Here is a 16,365-nt window from a genome sequence, read left to right as displayed (position 1 = left end):
TTCTGGACTCACACCTGATTTGCATGTATATGTATTGCAATGCACTTGCATTGCATAATGCAAATGCATTACTCTTATCTTGTTCGAAAATAAAATCACTCACAGTGTGTAAATCCTGGCGGACTGGTAATCCAAACACTGTCCTGGATAGTGTGCTGGGTAGCGATGGAACAAATCTTCCGGCGAAGTATATTCGCCCCCTTGTGCTGAGGGATGGAAGTAAAGAGGTACAACAATGGCGACTAACTTAAATATGGCGGACGTATCACTGCGCGCTGAGTCACGGCTCACTGAACGCAGTCAGACCACGATCCCGGCAGCAATACGCGATGCCCTGCATCTAAAGCCAGGTGAGTATATCCACTATACCCTCCTGGCTGGCGGAAAAGTCATCATGTCTCGACAGGAAGAAGAGCAGGACGATGCTGTAATTTCGCAGTTTCTCACTTTTCTCGAAAACGACATGAGAAAAAATCCGCAGAATATTCACCAGGTGCCGACAGCATTCTGGGCGGGTATTAAAGCGCTGACTGCCGGAGTTGAAGTCGATTTAGATGCGCCACTTGCAGACGACTAAATTGTAAGTGAGGTTGCATGGATGTTTTAGAGATTAACGGCTGGAAAATATGCTTTCACAACTGCTTTCTGGAGCAAATTGGTCAGCTTGCAGAAACTGTGGCCGAGTTAAAGGCAACCAAACCGGATGAGTATCAGCGGAAGAAAGAAACAAAGCTCCTGAAAGCGATCGAGCAAGTCATTGAAGAGCGTATTGTTGCCGATCCTTTTCATACGCAGTTCCGTCAGGGAAGTACGCTGGGCGATGAGTATAAACACTGGTTCCGCGCAAAATTTTTGCAGCAGTTCCGCCTGTTTTATCGTTGCAGTGCTGAACACAAAACCATTGTGATTGGCTGGGTGAATGGCTTTGATACGCTCCGTGCCTATGGTTCTAAAACGGATGCGTATAAGGTGTTTACCGGGATGCTGAACGCGGGCCATCCTCCGGATGACTGGGATATACTTCTCCGTCAGGCAAAATCTGCAACTGCAGGATCGTCAATTTCCGGCTTTCTCTCAGAGTAGTTAAACTCGGCTCGTTTAATCGGGCCTTATTTGAATTTTGGTTTAAACATTTTCCCTCATCATGTCTTTCATCATTCAGGGTCACTGTAAAAGGTAGTCAGATACCATAAGTTCTTTAAGCAAGGTTCATCGGTTATCGTTCATTAATTTAACATAATATACATTACCCGTACCTTTATAGAGCATTGATATCTAGAGATAAATCATGATGTTTAAAGCCCATGCACTCATTAACTGCGTCATGCTTGTCAGTTAAACGCTGTCGGTCGCCTTAAATGACGACCCAAGAATGTATGTGCTTCTTTGTCGTGTACGCATTGATGCACACCAACTCACCGGCTTGCATACGCCTTAATTCTGGCGCACCGCCTGTAGCGCTGATGCCAATCGTTCTGCCGTGTTGTTCTGCCCTTGATCCTCAAAGAATGGCACCAACTCCGACAACTGATCCGCGCTGAATCCAACGTTCATGCTCACGTTTAAATGCGATTTAAGTTGAGATTCGACACCACTCATTGCTGAAAGCGCGCCTACGGTTGCCAGTTCGCGGTTTTTCCAGCTCAAATTATCGCGAACAAAGATATCGCCAAACAGATGGCTTTTAAGATACTGGTCGATTGCCGGCGCGAATTCGAATATTGGCCCTTTGACCGGTGCGCCTACCAATGCGGTCTGATTTTGCGTTCCTGCAGCCAGCATCGCTTCGGCTGATGGCATTGGGTTCGGCTCGTTGCCTGCCTCATCCTTTTTACCTTGCTGCTGACGTGTCTCAACCACTTTCATCAACTCAGTCAATGCATTAAGGCTGCGTGGGAAACCGGCATAGGCATAAAGCTGGACCAATACTTCTTTGCAGTCACTCAGCGTTAATCCTGCATCCAAACCACGCTCCAACGCTGTACGTAAACCCTGCATCTCACCGACGGCCGCGTATGCAGCAATCAATGCAATGTCCTTTTGCTGTTCAGTGAGTGCATGTCGCTGTTTTTGCAGTTGAATTTCAATTTTTTTCCGTTCCGGTTCAGAAGTCATTTCGGCAAAACCCACTGAACTGGCCATGGCCGCACACATGATTAACGCGCTATTGATATTCTTCATCTTTTCCTCGGTTCAACGCTTCGGGAATGCATGATTCCCAGTGTAGGTTGCCATGGTGGGAGGATAAATTGCTTATTTGAGGAAGGCGCTATGAGAGAAATTCATTAATCGATATGACCTGGCATGGGTAAATAAATGTGAAATGAGCCTTCCACGCCGGTGCTTCCGCTACTCTTAATATTCATTCACAACGTAGGGGAAATCATCATGTCAATTCTGTCGAAAATACCCGGTATGACGATTGTCATTTTCTTTATATTGAGCGGTAGCCTGGCTCATGCGGCTGGCAGCCCCCTATTCCAGTCTTTATCGCCCAGTACCGCCGATCTCAACACGTATCGTTGGCACAATCGTCCATTGGTGATTTTCGCTCCCTCCAAAAGCGATACTGCCTATGTTGAGCAGATGGCGATGCTGGAGAAGAATAAAACGGCACTGGCTGAGCGCGATATCATCGTATTAACCGACACCTCACCCAACGATAAAGGCCAGTTGCGCAGACAACTTAACCCCAAAGGATTTGAAGTGGTTTTGGTGGGAAAAGATGGCGGCATGAAAATGCGTGAAACCACACCCCTGAATACAGAGGTGTTATTTTCCACCATTGATCAAATGCCGATGCGTAAAGCCAATCTTGACTAAGTAACGTTATAAACAGCGGGATTCACGGTTACTCAACATCCAGCAGTGAACCCGTTTTATAGAAACGTTTGCCCGCGATATAGTGCAAACTGCGCATCTCATCAGGCGCATCTTCGAATAACCAACGCCCTTGTTTAAACACGCGGTTATCCGCCCAGGCACCTTTTATCTCGCCAATAAACAGGTCGTGATCGTTCTGGTTTTGCGGTAGAGGAATAAGTTCGCAGTATAACCAGGCTGCACATCCCGCTACCAAAGGCAGTTCACTGTCCGGTAACTGGAAAAGTTGCACACCGGAAGCCGCCAGTTTGTCCGTTTCATCACTGCGAGAATGCGTTCCCAGATAATGCACCATCTCTGCCTGACCCGCAGTCGGGACATGAATAACAAACTTGTTGCTCTGCTCAATCAGCTTGCGGGTGAAGGTGGATTTGTCGAGAACCACCGTCAGCTTCGCCGGTTTGAATTCCAGGCCACATACCCAGGAGGCAGACATAATGTTATCAATTCCATCATGGCGAGATGAAACCAACGTCGTCGGGCCGTGGTTAATCAGACGATACGCCCTTTCCAGTTCAACAGGTTTGATATGGGAAGTCATGTGTCATTTCCATCTTATTGGGTTCAAACATTTTATTGCACAGATCAATAACATTTTCCCTGTGGCGGGGAAACCTCACTGCACCCGGCAGGTGCAATTATTGCCCCACGCTATGCCTTTCTCACCTGTATAACCCTTGAAATAACGCGATCCGTCCATTAATAAAGCCTGGCGCATTTCTTGCCTGTAACAAAAGGTGTCTACCGCTGAAGCTGTTTTCCCATTCATCCAAAGAGGTCAGTGCTATGGAGTTGAAATGGTTCGAAGATTTTCTCAGTGTTGCCCGCTGTTATAGTTTCACTCGCGCTGCAGATGAACGGCATATCACCCAGTCGGCGCTTAGCCGCCGTATTCGCCAGTTAGAAGAGTGGCTGGGTGTGCCGCTATTTGATCGCAACACCTATCCCGTTACCCTCACACCGGAAGGACAAACCTTTCTCGCGACCGCCAGCGAAACGGTATTTTCAATGACACATCTTCGGCATGACTTGCATCAGCGCTACAGTTCGCGCACTGCCGTGCTGCGCTTCGCGATGTTAAATACCCTTTCGCTGACCTTCTTCCCGGACTGGATCCAACGACTCAATTTGCAACCCAACCTGAGTTATATCCGGTTGTGTAATCAAAAACCGACTTTCGCAGAGCATATCGCCACCTTGCACAGTGGTGAAACCGATTTTCTCCTCACTTATGCGCATGATGCGGTGTCGCTGATCCACCAACTCGCCCCTTATCCCATGGTGCAACTGGGGCGTGAACGCGCTATTGCCGTCTGTCGTCCAGATAGCGGTGGTAAGCCTCTCTATCCGGTGAGCGCTGACGGCGGTGCTATTCCCTGGCTGAGTTATGGCCAACACACCTTTTTCGCCCACGCGCTGGCGCAAATGTTGATCAAACGCCCGCTGCCACTTGAACCGGTATATGAAAACGGTATGTCGGTGAATCTTAAAGCCATGGTGTTGGCCGGTGGCGGCGTGGCGTGGCTGCCGTTGAGCTTGATTCATGAAGAGTTGGCCAGTGGCAGTTTGGTGCGAGCAGATGACAGCAGTTGGGACATTTCACTCGCTATCCGGCTCTATCGCCAGCCTGTTTTGCAAAACCCGCAGGCAGAACAAATCTGGCTGCGCGCCTGTAACGGAGAGGCCGTTAACGTCGCCTAACCGAAACTATGTCGTTTTGGAATGGGGGGTGTGAATTGCTCATTGGCTTTAAAACGCTGAAGTACTCCATTGTGGTGGCTCATCCTGATGAATCAGCGGAGAGCCACAATGGAAAACAAAGCGTTAGTCTGGAAATGGGTTGAAGAACATCAAGCGGTGTTTTGCGACTTGAGCGATCGTGTCTGGGGTATGCCGGAAATTTGTTATACCGAATATCGCTCAGTAGCTGAACATACCGCCATGTTGCAACAGCAAGGTTTCCGCGTGACGGAAAACGTGGCAGACATTCCCACCGCCGTGATGGGCGAAGCCGGAGAAGGTGGCCCTATTATCGCTTTCCTCGGCGAATACGATGCGCTGCCAGGCCTGAGCCAGGCTGCGGGTGTCGCCAGTTACTCCCCGCTTCCAGGCAATGGCAATGGTCACGGGTGTGGACACAATTTGCTGGGTTCAGCCGCCATGCTGGCCGCCACCGCATTGAAATCCTGGCTTGAAGAGTCAGGCTTACCTGGTCGCGTGCGTTACTACGGCTGCCCGGCAGAAGAAGGCGGTGCGGCGAAATCCTTTATGGCACGTGCCGGTGCGTTTGATGGTGTCGATGTGGCGATTACCTGGCATCCAAGCGCACATCATGAAGTGGCGAAACCGCTGTCACTGGCAAATACGCGTATGGATTTCGCCTTCCGTGGCCGTTCATCTCACGCGGCAGCCTCTCCCCATCTTGGCCGTAGCGCACTGGACGCCGCAGAATTGATGAACGTTGGGGTGCAATTTCTGCGTGAACACGTGCCACAAGATTCACGTATTCACTATGCCTTCCTTGATGCTGGCGGCGTGGCGCCAAATGTGGTGCAGGCCAAATCAACCGTGCGTTATGCCATTCGCTCACGCGATGTGCACGCTATGTTTGAACTCAACGAGCGTGTAAAACGCGTGGCGCAAGGTGCCGCTATCATGACCGATACCGAAGTGGATATCAGCATCATGAGCGCTGTCTCAAACCTGTTGGGCAATCGTCCACTGGAAGAAGCGATGCAGCGCAATCTCGAAGCCCTGGGGCCAGTGCCTTTCGATTCGGCTGACCTGGCGTTTGCCGCTGACATTCAGGCCACGCTGACGGCAGAAGAGATTGATAACTGCTATCGCAAAACCGGCATTAAGCCAGCGCAGCCTAAACCCCTCAGTGATTACATCATCCCGCTCGATACCCACGGTGAAGTGATGATCGGATCGACTGACGTGGGCGATGTCAGTTGGGTGATCCCCACCGTGCAGGCGCACGTTCCGACTATGGCCATTGGCACACCTGGCCACTCCTGGCAGCTAACCGCTCAGGGAAAAATGCCGGCCGCCCACAAAGGTTTAGTGCATGTTGCCAAAGTGATGGCCGCCACCGCCGTGGATGTACTCACCGACAAAATGTTGCTGGCGCAGATGAAAAAAGCGCATTTCGAGCAAGTGAGCGAAAAACCTTATCACTGCCCCATTCCCGCCGAAGTCAAACCACCAATCCAGCCGCGCCCGGACAACCTATAACGCCTCAGGAGAGACGCATGAAAATTACCACATTGACTGCCGCACTGACGCTGGCAGCGGCTTCCTGTACTTCTGCGCAGGCGGCCACACCGGCAGATTCGCTGGTGATGGCATGGAATATTGATGCCATCAGCACTTGGGACCCGGCTCAGATTGGCGAAGTGGTCACCAGCGAAATTTACTCCAATACCTGTGACACGCTGGTTGATTTCCGGGTGAGTGATGAAACGCAACTCGATCCGGCATTGGCCAAAAGCTGGGAGGTGTCAGCGGATCGTAAAACCATCACCTTCCATTTACAGGACAACCTGAAATTTGCCGATGGCTCAGCGGCTACCGCAGGCGATTTAGCCTGGTCGATGCAGCGTGTGGTGAAACTCGGCTACGGCAATGCGGCGGCGATCAAGGAGTACGGATTTGATAAAGATAATGTCGACAGCCGTATCACGGCACCGGATGACAAAACACTGGTCATGACCTTCGACAAAGCCTATCCCACCAATCTGGTGCTGCAGGCGATTGCGGCCAATAACGTCTCCTCATTAATCAACCGTAAAGAAGTCGAGAAACAGGCGGTAGACGGGGACCTCGGCCATAAATATCTCTCCACACACACCGCCTGCGTGGGTCCCTATCAGTTGGTACGCTGGAATGCCGGTGAAGGTGTGGTGTTGCAGGCCACGCCAAACTACTGGGGCACCGCACCGGTGCTAAAACGCATTTTGATCCGCCATGTGGCAGAGACCGGTACCCAACGGCTGCTGGTCACACAGGGGGATGTTGATATCGCCCGCGATCTCTCGGCAGATGATCTAAAAGCGCTGGATGAAGGTGGCAAAGTTAAAGTCGAAAAAGTCCTGAAACCTCAGCTGTTTTTCTGGACCTTCAATAACGAAGATCCGATTTTCAAAAATGCCAAAGTGCGCCTCGCCATGCGTTATCTGATTGATTACGACGGACTGGCAAAAAGCGTGATGCCCTATCTCGGCGTACCACGTGCCAGCTTTGTCCAGCAGGGAGCTTTCGGCGCGCTGGATGCTAAACAGGGCCAACCTTTCCATCTCGACCTGGATAAAGCCAAACAGTTATTAACCGAAGCGGGCTACCCCAACGGTTTTAGCACGGCGGTGTTGTTCGGCACCTTACCCCACTCAGCCCCCATTGCCCAGAGCGTGCAGCAGAACGCGGCGAAAATCGGCGTGAAACTCAACCTGGAACGCATGGCAAACGCCCAGCTGTTCAGCCGTGTGCGTGGACGTGAATTCCAGAGCGCCATGATGGCGTGGCAAACCTCAGTGCCCGATGCCTACGGCAACGCCTCACGTTTGGTGTACAACCCGGACAACAGTAAAGAAGCGCGTGCCACTCAGTATCCCAGCTGGCGTGCGGCTTATTACGATCCGCAGATGAACCAAAAAGTGGAGACCGCTTTACTGGAACCGGATGACGCCAAACGCATCGCCCTGTATGCCGATTTGCAGAAAGAGCAGATGCAGCAAGGCCCGATGGCCATCATGTTCCAGATGTATAACAGCGCGGGGATTAGCCCTGCAGTGAAAAACTGGACCTGGAACGGTTTTCGCGTCTGGTACGGTGCCGCAAGCAAATAAAGGAGGTGGCTGATGTCACAGGTAACCTTGCCCGTTGCGCATAACTCCCCCTCCGCTGGCTGGCGTCTGTTAAGACGCCTCGCTCGCGGGCTGATCTCCATTATCTGCACCTTGCTCGGCCTGGCGGCATTGACCTTTTTCATCGGTCGGCTGCTGCCTATCGACCCTGTGGTGGCGATTATCGGTGATAACGCCAGCCAGGAAGCGTACGACAAGATGTTCCACCAGTTGGGGTTAGATCTGCCGTTATGGCAGCAGTTTGTTGATTACGTCTGGCAACTGCTGCACCTCAATTTTGGGGTTGCCCTCACCACCAGCCACCCGGTGGCCCAGGATATCGCTCGCGTATTTCCTGCCACGCTGGAGCTGGCAACCGTGGCGGCAATCATCGGTGTGGGGTTTGGCATTCCAGCAGGCGTATACGCAGCGATGTACCGCAACACTTGGTTTGATCACGTGATTCGTTTTGTTGGGCTGCTGAGTTATTCCACCCCGCACTTCTGGCTCGGCTTGATGGGATTATTGCTGTTCTACGCCACCTTAGGATGGATCGGCGGCCCAGGGCGCATCGACTTCATCTACGAATTTGATCTGCACCCCGTCACCGGATTCTGGCTGATCGACAGCGCGCTTAGCGGTAACTGGGAGGTCTTTCGCAACGTGTTCGGTCATATCATCCTGCCGGCATCCATTTTAGGGCTCAGCGCCCTGGCTTACATCAGCCGTATGACACGCAGCTTTATGTTGGAGCAGCTTTCACAGGAATACATCATCACCGCGCGGGTTAAAGGGATGTCCTGGTCCCGCTGCGTCTGGGTTCATGCCTTTCGCAATATTGCCGTGCCAACGCTGACGGTGGTGGCACTTTCCTGGGCATGGCTGCTGGAGGGGGCGGTGTTAACGGAAACGGTGTTTGCCTGGCCGGGCTTTGGCCGCTATCTCACTAACGCCTTACTGGCGGGTGATATGAACGCGGTGGTTGGCTGCACGTTATTGATTGGTGCCATCTTTGTGGCGATCAATCTGCTGTGTGACCTGCTCTATCGCCTGTTTGATCCGCGCACGCGTCAGGAGGAAGCATGACCGATTCTGTGAACAAACCTTTGAACATTCCCGTTTCACATGGACTGCGCGCCTGGCTGCGCGACCCCGCACCACAGTCACCGTTTCAGGCGAAGATGCAATTAATGTGGATTCAGTGGCGGCGTTTTTGTGCCAACCACTCTGCCCTGTTTGGCCTGTTAGTGCTGCTGGTGATTGTGTTTGCGGCGTTGTTCGCGCCATGGCTGGTGAATCACGATATCTATGTGCAAAACCTCGCTCAACGTTTGCAGCCGCCCTCCTCATCACACTGGCTGGGCACCGATGAGCTGGGACGCGATATGTTTAGCCGCCTGCTGTATGGCGCTCGCATCACCTTGTATATCGCGGGACTCACTGCGTTGATCATTACACCCATCGGCCTGCTGGTCGGGACGACTGCGGGCTACCTTGGCGGTTGGGTCGATACCGTACTGATGCGCCTGGTGGATATCTTCCTCGCGTTTCCGAGCCTGATTCTGGCGCTGGCGTTTGTGGCCGCGCTGGGTCCTGGCATAGAGAACGCGATAATTGCCATCTCACTGTCGGCGTGGCCGCCGATTGCTCGCCTGGCCCGTGCCGAGACCTTGGCCATCCGCAAAATGGATTACATTGCGGCGGTTCGGCTACAAGGTGCATCGGCCTGGCACGTTATCGTCCACCATATTGTGCCCATGTGCCTGCCTTCGGTGGTGGTGCGCGTCACGCTCAATATGGCCGCCATCATCCTTACCGCTGCGGGCCTTGGCTTTCTGGGCTTAGGCGCACAAGCACCCAGCCCCGAATGGGGGGCCATGCTGGCATCCGGACGCGAGTTTATGCTGACCAATGGCTGGATCGCCGCCATCCCCGGTTTAGCGATTCTCTTCACCAGTCTGGCCTTCAACCTGTTGGGTGATGGTCTGCGCGACGTAATGGATATCCGCCATGAATAATCTGCTGCAGGTGAAGAACCTGAATATCGTCTTTCGTAGTGCACACGGTGAACAGCACGCGGTGCGTGACGTCTCTTTTCAGGTTGGCCGCGAGAAAGTGGCGATTGTGGGTGAATCCGGGTCGGGTAAATCACAAACCTGCCGCGCGTTACTGCAACTCACCCCAAAGATTGGCCGCGTCAGCGCTGAAAAGATGCAGTTTGGCGAGATTGATTTGCTGAACAGCAGTGAAAAGCAGATGCGCCAGATCCGGGGTAACCGCATCTCAATGATCTTGCAAGATCCCCGTTTTTCGCTTAATCCGTTGATGCGTATGGGGGAACAGGTGGCCGAGGCTTACCGCTTGCATCATCGCGTCAGTAAAAGCGAAGCCCGCGAACGCGCCATGTCGATGCTGGAGTCGGTCCACATCCGTGACGTGGAAAAAGTTGCCCGGCTTTATCCACATGAAATCTCCGGTGGCATGGGCCAGCGTGTGATGATTGCCATGATGTTGATTCCGGAACCAGATCTGATCATCGCCGATGAACCGACCTCGGCGCTGGATGTCACTGTGCGTCAGCAGGTGCTGAGCATTCTCAACGAGCAACTTGCCCGGCGACAAACTGGGTTGCTGTTTATCAGCCACGATCTCAACCTGGTTTCACGCTTCTGCGATCGTGTACTGGTGATGTATGCCGGACGCATCGTCGAGGAGATCCGTGCGGATCGTCTGGAGCAGGCGCAGCATCCCTATACCCAAGCCCTGCTCGCCAGTCAGCCACGCCTGCATCAACCGCTGGAGATGCTGCGGGTGCCATCACGTGACGCCAGTTGGCTCACCGGTCCCTGCTTTCGAGATGGAGTCGCGATATGAATCCCATTCCTGGTGCACAGCGCAGTATTGAGATGGTAGACGTCAGCATTGCCTTTGGAAACGGAACTCAACGCCGTCAGGTGGTAGATAACGTGAGCCTGACGCTGGCTCAGGGTGAGTGTTATGGGCTGATAGGCGAATCAGGCTGTGGGAAATCGACGATATTGCGCGCGTTGGCGGGCTTAAATCATGATTATCAGGGCCACATCCTGTTCAACAACAAGGAACAGCAGCCGCAGCGTGACAAGCCCTTCTATCGTCAGGTGCAGATGGTGTTTCAGGACCCTTACGCGTCATTGCACCCTCGCAAGATGGTTTGGGCCAGTCTGCGTGAACCGTTGAAACTGCACGGGCTGGATCGCCATGAAGCGCGTATCAGTGAGGTGCTGCAGGCAGTGGGTCTTTCGGATGCTTTTCGTTATCGCTACCCCCATCAGCTCTCCGGCGGCCAACGTCAGCGCGTGGCAATTGCCCGGGCGCTGATCCTCGAACCCTCCGTGCTGTTACTGGATGAACCCACTTCCGCATTGGACGTTTCGGTACAGGCGGAAATCCTCAATCTGCTGAGCAGCATGCAACGGCAGCGCAACCTGACTTATCTGATGGTCACCCATGACTTAGCGGTGGTGACGCATCTGTGCCGCCGCATCGGCATTATGCATCAGGGGAAATTACTCGAAGAGCTGAGTGACGACAGTGTGCGTCAGGGCGATGCGCGCGAGGCTTACACCCGTGAGTTTTTAGCAGCCAGTGAGGCCTAAGCATGTTTGAAAAACTTCAACAGCAGTTAGCGACGCAAGCCACCGCCGTGCTGCTGGTCACGCGGGGTAATGAAACACTTTTTCACTATGGTGATGTGGCCCAACGCTATCCTTGCCATTCCATGCGTAAAAGCTTTTTGAGTGCGTTGATTGGCTGTGCCGCTGCGGAAGGACTGTTCGATATTTCACTCAGCTTGCAGGCGATGAAAATTGACGATCGCGAAGCGCTCAGTGACAGCGAAAAACAGGCCACGCTGTACGATCTCCTGACCGCGCGTTCGGGTATTTACCATCCAGCCAACTACGAAACGGCCTGGATGCAGCGCATCAAACCACCGCGTCACTTGCATGCGCCAGGAGAAAACTGGTGTTACAGCAACTGGGATTTCAACGTGCTGGGCACTGCCTATCGGCAGCTGACTGGTGAAGCCATTAATCAGGCATTTACCCGCCGCATTGCCGATCCGATTGGCATGCAGGATTACCGGCCACAAGAGGATAGCTGGCTTGAGTCGGGCGATTTTTCCGATCATCCAGCCTATCCATTTACCCTTTCCAGCCGCGATCTGCTGCGCTTCGGTCAGCTGTTCCTGCAAAAAGGACGATGGAACGATCAACAGGTGATTCCAGCGCACTGGGTCAGGACCAGCACGCTGCCGATTTCTCACGCCGGGGACCGTGGCGCCTACGGCTACATGTGGTGGGTGACTCGCGCCGGGGTTGCCTGGCCAGAGGTGATTCTGCCCGAAGGAAGTTACTCGGCACGCGGCGCGGGTGGACATTTTTGTTTGGTGATCCCCAGTCACGATTTGGTGATCGTGCATCGTGTTGATACCCGCATACCCGGCCAAGAGGTAAACCGTTTTCAGATCGGCAACCTGTTGCACACGCTATTTACGGCTCTCGATATGGAGGTGACATCATGACGTTAATTGAAACGCTGGCACAGTGGTGCGCGACGCCACCGCCCTTTTCTCACCGAGCTCGTCAACTGGCGTGTGAGGCAATCACAGATACGCTGGCATGTTTGGTGGCTGGCCGTAGTGATTTTTCAACCCAGTCGGTGCAACAGGCCTGGCCTGGCATGCAACGTACTCCGTCGCAGGATGCATTGATGAATGCTACTGCCGCACACGCCATCGACTTTGATGACAATTTTGCGCCAGGTATGAGTCACGCATCCGCTGTCTTGGTTCCGGCGCTGCTTGCTGTCGCTAAGGATGCAACCGGTCCAGCGTTGATACGCGCTTATCTCATTGGCTTGCAGGCCCAGGCCTATATTGGTGAGGCCATCGGCTATCAGCACTACACGGCGGGTTGGCACGGGACATCAACGGTCGGTTGTATCGGCAGTGCGGCGGGCGTAGCTGCCTTAATGGGGCTGGATGCAGCGGGAATCGCACGTGCTTTAAGCATCGCGGTTAGCCTGGCGAGCGGCGTTAAAGGGCAGTTCGGCACACCGTTAAAACCGTTTCATGCTGGCATGGCGGCGCGGAACGCGGTTGATGCCGCAACACTGGCCAAAACCGGTATGCAGGGGCGACTGGATATCATTGAGTGTGCTCAGGGTTTTGCGGAGTTGTACGCCGGGAAAGTCAACCAACCCTCATTGCCAGGCGCGGAACAACATGTGATTGAATGCATCGGAGTGATGCCGAAAAAGTACCCGTGCTGTGGCTCTACACATCGCATTCTTGATGCCATTGTTGACCTCCAACAACAGCAAAGGTTGAACATCGACGACATTGAGAGTGTGCATTGTCAGGTGGGCATTGCCAACTGCCGCAATCTGGCTTATCACCAGCCGGAAGATGAGATGCAGGCGCGTTTTTCCATGCAATATTGTGTCGCGATGATGCTGAAACACGGCACGTTGAGCGTGCAGGATTTTACCCTGGAACGTGTGCAACAACAGAGTGAGACCAGCCAGTTGGCGATGGTTACCCTCGATCCCTGGACAGCCGAACAGGAAGCTGAAAGCCGGGACTTGCCCCACGTTCTCACCTTACGCTTCAAAGATGGGCAGGAAATCGTGCATTCAAGGCGACGTGCTCGCGGCACGCTCGATGAGCCCTTCAGCGCCAGTGAACGTGAGGAAAAGTTTTACGATTGCTGTGCTGATGTGGTAAATGCGCCGGCGCTCTATCAAATGTTGCTGACGTTGGATCAGCAAATGGATCTGCGTTTCCTTCGTCAATTGATGGTTTGAGCTTGCGGCTCAAACCGCGTTGGAATGAGCCAAAACAGTGAGAATCAGAATTTTTTTTAAAAGAATGAATTTACCCAGCAATATTTGCATCGCTCATTCGTCTACCTCATTACCAGGCGATTTCCGCTAATGTAATGAGGAACAACACAATGAGAGATTTTGATATGCACAGACACCACCGTGGTCACCCTTTTGCCCGCCACCGGATGCTGAAACCGCTGCTGCTGGGTGCGGTGTTGATTGCCGTGCTGGGCTTGCTGGTGATGTCGTTATGGAATGCCATTCTTCCCGCCATTATCGGCGTGAAGAGTATCGGCTTTTGGCAGGCGATAGGTCTGCTGGCACTGTGTCGCATTCTGTTTGGCGGATTGGGTTTCCGTCCGGGCATGTTCGGTATGGCGCGTCGCCGGATGCACGAACGTTGGATGCAAATGAGCCCCGAACAGCGTGAGGAGTTTATGCAGCATCGTCGTGAAGGATTTCGTCGCGGTCGCCGAGATCGCTGTGACCGACATGGTCGTCGCGATGAGACCCGCGATCAGCCTGACCAACGTGCTCCGCAATCTCCAGACGCCGAGTAAGCCTCATGGCGCAGGATTCACTGCTGCTGTCAGCACTCAGCGCCTGCCGCAACAAATTGCGGGCATTTATTCGCGGTCGCACTGCGGTGAGCGAAGATGCTGACGATATTCTGCAAGAAGTGACGTACAAACTGATGCAGGTGGAACAGCCGGTTGAGAATGTGGCGGCGTGGCTATTCCGTGCAGCACGTAATGAAATGACCGACCGGGCACGAAAAAAGCGTGAACTGCCGTTGGCCGAGTTGTTCACCGGTGCTGATGAAGAAGATTTTCCCGAAGATGAACTGGCGGAAACGTTATTCGGCGTGCCGCAAACACCGGAAGATGATTATCTTAAAACGCTGCTGTGGGAGGAGCTGGAAGCCGCCTTAGCCGAACTTCCTGAGACACAGCGCGAGGTGTTTGAGAAAACTGAGCTGCTGGATTACAGCTACAACGAGTTGGCTGACGAGATGGATGTGAGCGTGCAAACGCTGTTATCACGCAAGCATAAGGCGGTGCTCTATTTACGCACACGGTTACGCAGTGTGTATGATGATTTGACCCAGTAATAAGTCATCTTCCTCTGACATGTATAAATGCGTACCCTACGAAAACCGCGCACGATCGTCGTAGGGTTGTCATTTATGGCGTAATGCTTGTCAGTTAAGCGACTGACGATAACGCCGGCTGGAGCCGCACCGGGGCTGGCGGTCCTCGCGCCGCTACGCGGTGCCTTCACTTCACTCGTCTGCCTTAACGGACCGGTGCCGATGGAACATCCATGTTCCAGCGCCACCTTTCGCCCGAGTCCTGCGGGCTCTCCTGGCAGACTCGCTCAGCTCAGCGCTGCGGATGCCTGCCCCGGTGCGGCCCCAGCCTGCTCATTAGCTTCAGTGCGGGTTGTCAAAAAGGGCACATTGCCTGAGGCTATGACGCCTCTGCTGCCCCCTCAGGGTTATCCGCAGCGCTGAGACTTTTACGTTGGGCCAGGAGCCCCACGCGGGGAGGCGTGGGGCAGTTCGCGGCCGACCATGGATGGTCATCCGCGAACGGTCCGTCCGGCACGACGTGGAAGTCGAAGGTACCGCGTCAGCGGCGCGAGGACGGCCCAGAGGGGGCAGTAGTGGCGGCAGAGCCCGCACTGAAAAGACAGGCCACTTATCAATAACCAACCAGAGTCCTTTACTGACGAGCATTACGCCATTGATGGCGACCAGGCAACTCACCTAATCTTGAAGATGACAATTCAGTCATCGGCGGCTAGAGTCACTCTTTTGATTGATTTTACGAGGGAAAATGAAACCTTTATTTGTGTATGGCACCCTACAACCTGGACACGTAAATGCCCATATTCTGGAAAACATCGGCGGTGAATGGCTGGCGGGAACGGTTAATGGGCAGTTCTATGAACGCGGTTGGGGTGCGGCTGCGGATTTTCCCGGCATCGTGCTGGACAAGCATGCGGGCACCGTTGCGGGATCGTTATTCTTTTCGCCAAATCTAACGTCACACTGGCCGATGCTGGATGAGTTCGAGGACGGTTATGATCGGATTGATGTTGAAGTCACCACCCTCGATGGCCAAAAGATTACTGCGTGGATTTATCAGTTGCAGCCGCGATAATCCCGCTCCAGATCTCAAGCACGGCATGGGACGGAGGCTAGACCCGCGATGAGCAAAAAAGGTGAAAGAGGCAGCGGCGCGATATATCCGCTGCCTTAAGTCATGATTATTCCGCCAGTCCGGTGTTGACGTGCTTGCCAATCTCTTTGAGCTGCGAGTACTTCTCAAGCAGCAGCCACGCCAATCGATAAATAGCTGATGGCTTCGCGGTCAGCTCAGCGCAATGCTAAACGGCTATGCGGATTTACTGATTGTGGTGCAAGAGACTGAAGCGCGGGAACAGGCGATAAACGATCTGCATGCCTTTATTAAACTCGCGCTTTAAGGTGTTGAGCGGTACGTTTTAGGAAGTGGTCAGGGAATTCTCGGTGGTGGCAACGAAAAACTCATCGCGCTTTTCAATGGTGACACCCCGGTCGCGCCAGTAAGCGGCCATGGTAAAAAACGCATCGCTGGTAAGCGTAAAGCCAATAATAACTGAAGGGTGCTTACCACTTGCCAGCAACGTATTCAACTGCTCCATATCCAACGCTTTAACGGACTGCATCATCCTCTCCTGATCTATAACAAGATAATCTGCGGCAACAGATTATCTTGTCAGTCCCTGA

Annotated in this window: 18 protein-coding genes; 15 read left to right on the top strand and 3 right to left on the bottom strand. The window is 53.4% G+C overall.

What is annotated here, in order from left to right; all coding sequences use genetic code 11:
* The first annotated feature begins 235 nt into the window (after nt 1–235).
* Nucleotides 236–577 carry a type II toxin-antitoxin system PrlF family antitoxin gene (locus QMZ30_RS17865; protein WP_283228405.1) on the top strand — a complete coding sequence of 114 codons (342 nt, stop codon included), beginning with the start codon at nt 236–238 and terminating at the stop codon, nt 575–577.
* Between the two features lie 17 nt (nt 578–594).
* Complete coding sequence (locus tag QMZ30_RS17860; RefSeq protein WP_283228404.1) at nt 595–1,083, top strand: type II toxin-antitoxin system YhaV family toxin; 489 nt, start codon at nt 595–597, stop codon at nt 1,081–1,083.
* 351 nt (nt 1,084–1,434) lie between these two features.
* Here QMZ30_RS17860 and QMZ30_RS17855 read toward each other — a convergent pair whose 3' ends face one another.
* The gene (locus tag QMZ30_RS17855; protein ID WP_283228403.1) at nt 1,435–2,181 is read right to left on the bottom strand and encodes a carboxymuconolactone decarboxylase family protein; all 747 of its coding nucleotides are present in this window, start codon (nt 2,179–2,181) and stop codon (nt 1,435–1,437) included.
* Between the two features lie 207 nt (nt 2,182–2,388).
* On the opposite strand from QMZ30_RS17855, the gene QMZ30_RS17850 reads away from it, so the two are divergent.
* Entirely contained in the window at nt 2,389–2,823 is a 435-nt protein-coding gene (locus QMZ30_RS17850; protein ID WP_283228402.1) for a DUF4174 domain-containing protein, read from the top strand.
* Nucleotides 2,824–2,851: 28 nt separating this feature from the next.
* Here QMZ30_RS17850 and QMZ30_RS17845 read toward each other — a convergent pair whose 3' ends face one another.
* Nucleotides 2,852–3,424: a flavin reductase family protein gene (locus QMZ30_RS17845; RefSeq protein ID WP_283228401.1), complete on the bottom strand. Its 573-nt coding sequence runs from the start codon at nt 3,422–3,424 to the stop codon at nt 2,852–2,854.
* A 245-nt stretch (nt 3,425–3,669) separates the two neighbouring features.
* Between QMZ30_RS17845 and QMZ30_RS17840 the strand changes: the two genes are divergently transcribed.
* The 12 genes from QMZ30_RS17840 (at nt 3,670) to QMZ30_RS17785 (ending at nt 15,757) form a co-directional block, all read left to right on the top strand.
* On the top strand, nt 3,670–4,584 hold the full coding sequence (locus QMZ30_RS17840) for a LysR family transcriptional regulator (RefSeq protein WP_283228400.1): 915 nt from the start codon (nt 3,670–3,672) through the stop codon (nt 4,582–4,584).
* Nucleotides 4,585–4,692: 108 nt separating this feature from the next.
* Entirely contained in the window at nt 4,693–6,120 is a 1,428-nt protein-coding gene (locus QMZ30_RS17835; RefSeq protein WP_283228399.1) for a M20 family metallopeptidase, read from the top strand.
* A 17-nt stretch (nt 6,121–6,137) separates the two neighbouring features.
* Nucleotides 6,138–7,730, top strand: coding sequence for an ABC transporter substrate-binding protein (locus QMZ30_RS17830; protein ID WP_283228398.1), 1,593 nt, complete (start codon nt 6,138–6,140; stop codon nt 7,728–7,730).
* Nucleotides 7,731–7,742: 12 nt separating this feature from the next.
* On the top strand, nt 7,743–8,813 hold the full coding sequence (locus tag QMZ30_RS17825) for an ABC transporter permease (RefSeq protein WP_283228397.1): 1,071 nt from the start codon (nt 7,743–7,745) through the stop codon (nt 8,811–8,813).
* Nucleotides 8,810–9,745 carry an ABC transporter permease gene (locus QMZ30_RS17820; protein ID WP_502921489.1) on the top strand — a complete coding sequence of 312 codons (936 nt, stop codon included), beginning with the start codon at nt 8,810–8,812 and terminating at the stop codon, nt 9,743–9,745. The genes QMZ30_RS17825 and QMZ30_RS17820 overlap by 4 nt, the downstream gene beginning before the upstream one ends.
* On the top strand, nt 9,738–10,601 hold the full coding sequence (locus QMZ30_RS17815) for an ABC transporter ATP-binding protein (RefSeq protein WP_283228396.1): 864 nt from the start codon (nt 9,738–9,740) through the stop codon (nt 10,599–10,601). Before QMZ30_RS17820 ends, QMZ30_RS17815 begins: the two co-directional genes overlap by 8 nt.
* Nucleotides 10,598–11,362, top strand: coding sequence for an ABC transporter ATP-binding protein (locus tag QMZ30_RS17810; protein ID WP_283228395.1), 765 nt, complete (start codon nt 10,598–10,600; stop codon nt 11,360–11,362). The genes QMZ30_RS17815 and QMZ30_RS17810 overlap by 4 nt, the downstream gene beginning before the upstream one ends.
* 2 nt (nt 11,363–11,364) lie before the next feature.
* Nucleotides 11,365–12,288 carry a serine hydrolase domain-containing protein gene (locus QMZ30_RS17805; protein ID WP_283228394.1) on the top strand — a complete coding sequence of 308 codons (924 nt, stop codon included), beginning with the start codon at nt 11,365–11,367 and terminating at the stop codon, nt 12,286–12,288.
* Complete coding sequence (locus tag QMZ30_RS17800) at nt 12,285–13,571, top strand: MmgE/PrpD family protein (RefSeq protein WP_283228393.1); 1,287 nt, start codon at nt 12,285–12,287, stop codon at nt 13,569–13,571. The genes QMZ30_RS17805 and QMZ30_RS17800 overlap by 4 nt, the downstream gene beginning before the upstream one ends.
* A 149-nt stretch (nt 13,572–13,720) precedes the next feature.
* Nucleotides 13,721–14,152, top strand: a complete 432-nt coding sequence (locus QMZ30_RS17795; RefSeq protein ID WP_039337147.1) for a hypothetical protein — start codon at nt 13,721–13,723, stop codon at nt 14,150–14,152.
* Between the two features lie 5 nt (nt 14,153–14,157).
* Complete coding sequence (locus QMZ30_RS17790) at nt 14,158–14,703, top strand: RNA polymerase sigma factor (RefSeq protein WP_283228392.1); 546 nt, start codon at nt 14,158–14,160, stop codon at nt 14,701–14,703.
* 727 nt (nt 14,704–15,430) lie between these two features.
* Nucleotides 15,431–15,757: a gamma-glutamylcyclotransferase family protein gene (locus tag QMZ30_RS17785; protein ID WP_283228391.1), complete on the top strand. Its 327-nt coding sequence runs from the start codon at nt 15,431–15,433 to the stop codon at nt 15,755–15,757.
* A 343-nt stretch (nt 15,758–16,100) separates the two neighbouring features.
* On the opposite strand, the gene QMZ30_RS17780 is transcribed toward QMZ30_RS17785, so the two are convergent.
* Nucleotides 16,101–16,307 carry a hypothetical protein gene (locus QMZ30_RS17780; protein ID WP_153011426.1) on the bottom strand — a complete coding sequence of 69 codons (207 nt, stop codon included), beginning with the start codon at nt 16,305–16,307 and terminating at the stop codon, nt 16,101–16,103.
* Nucleotides 16,308–16,365 lie beyond the last annotated feature (58 nt).

This window comes from Pantoea sp. EA-12, from assembly GCF_030053355.1.
In the GTDB taxonomy this organism is placed as follows: domain Bacteria; phylum Pseudomonadota; class Gammaproteobacteria; order Enterobacterales; family Enterobacteriaceae; genus Pantoea; species Pantoea vagans_C.
Note: the sequence above shows the minus strand (reverse complement) of the source record. Positions and strands in the feature narration are given on the sequence as shown.

What these genes read in the sequence shown, in the direction of transcription:
- QMZ30_RS17850 (WP_283228402.1), top strand. Translation starts at nt 2,389, where the DNA reads ATGTCAATTCTGTCGAAAATACCCGGTATGACGATTGTCATTTTCTTT.
- QMZ30_RS17820 (WP_502921489.1), top strand. Translation starts at nt 8,810, where the DNA reads ATGACCGATTCTGTGAACAAACCTTTGAACATTCCCGTTTCACATGGA.
- QMZ30_RS17835 (WP_283228399.1), top strand. Translation starts at nt 4,693, where the DNA reads ATGGAAAACAAAGCGTTAGTCTGGAAATGGGTTGAAGAACATCAAGCG.
- QMZ30_RS17825 (WP_283228397.1), top strand. Translation starts at nt 7,743, where the DNA reads ATGTCACAGGTAACCTTGCCCGTTGCGCATAACTCCCCCTCCGCTGGC.
- QMZ30_RS17780 (WP_153011426.1), bottom strand. Translation starts at nt 16,307, where the DNA reads ATGATGCAGTCCGTTAAAGCGTTGGATATGGAGCAGTTGAATACGTTG.
- QMZ30_RS17785 (WP_283228391.1), top strand. Translation starts at nt 15,431, where the DNA reads ATGAAACCTTTATTTGTGTATGGCACCCTACAACCTGGACACGTAAAT.
- QMZ30_RS17840 (WP_283228400.1), top strand. Translation starts at nt 3,670, where the DNA reads ATGGAGTTGAAATGGTTCGAAGATTTTCTCAGTGTTGCCCGCTGTTAT.
- QMZ30_RS17865 (WP_283228405.1), top strand. Translation starts at nt 236, where the DNA reads ATGGCGACTAACTTAAATATGGCGGACGTATCACTGCGCGCTGAGTCA.
- QMZ30_RS17805 (WP_283228394.1), top strand. Translation starts at nt 11,365, where the DNA reads ATGTTTGAAAAACTTCAACAGCAGTTAGCGACGCAAGCCACCGCCGTG.
- QMZ30_RS17815 (WP_283228396.1), top strand. Translation starts at nt 9,738, where the DNA reads ATGAATAATCTGCTGCAGGTGAAGAACCTGAATATCGTCTTTCGTAGT.
- QMZ30_RS17830 (WP_283228398.1), top strand. Translation starts at nt 6,138, where the DNA reads ATGAAAATTACCACATTGACTGCCGCACTGACGCTGGCAGCGGCTTCC.
- QMZ30_RS17790 (WP_283228392.1), top strand. Translation starts at nt 14,158, where the DNA reads ATGGCGCAGGATTCACTGCTGCTGTCAGCACTCAGCGCCTGCCGCAAC.
- QMZ30_RS17800 (WP_283228393.1), top strand. Translation starts at nt 12,285, where the DNA reads ATGACGTTAATTGAAACGCTGGCACAGTGGTGCGCGACGCCACCGCCC.
- QMZ30_RS17810 (WP_283228395.1), top strand. Translation starts at nt 10,598, where the DNA reads ATGAATCCCATTCCTGGTGCACAGCGCAGTATTGAGATGGTAGACGTC.
- QMZ30_RS17795 (WP_039337147.1), top strand. Translation starts at nt 13,721, where the DNA reads ATGAGAGATTTTGATATGCACAGACACCACCGTGGTCACCCTTTTGCC.
- QMZ30_RS17845 (WP_283228401.1), bottom strand. Translation starts at nt 3,424, where the DNA reads ATGACTTCCCATATCAAACCTGTTGAACTGGAAAGGGCGTATCGTCTG.
- QMZ30_RS17860 (WP_283228404.1), top strand. Translation starts at nt 595, where the DNA reads ATGGATGTTTTAGAGATTAACGGCTGGAAAATATGCTTTCACAACTGC.
- QMZ30_RS17855 (WP_283228403.1), bottom strand. Translation starts at nt 2,181, where the DNA reads ATGAAGAATATCAATAGCGCGTTAATCATGTGTGCGGCCATGGCCAGT.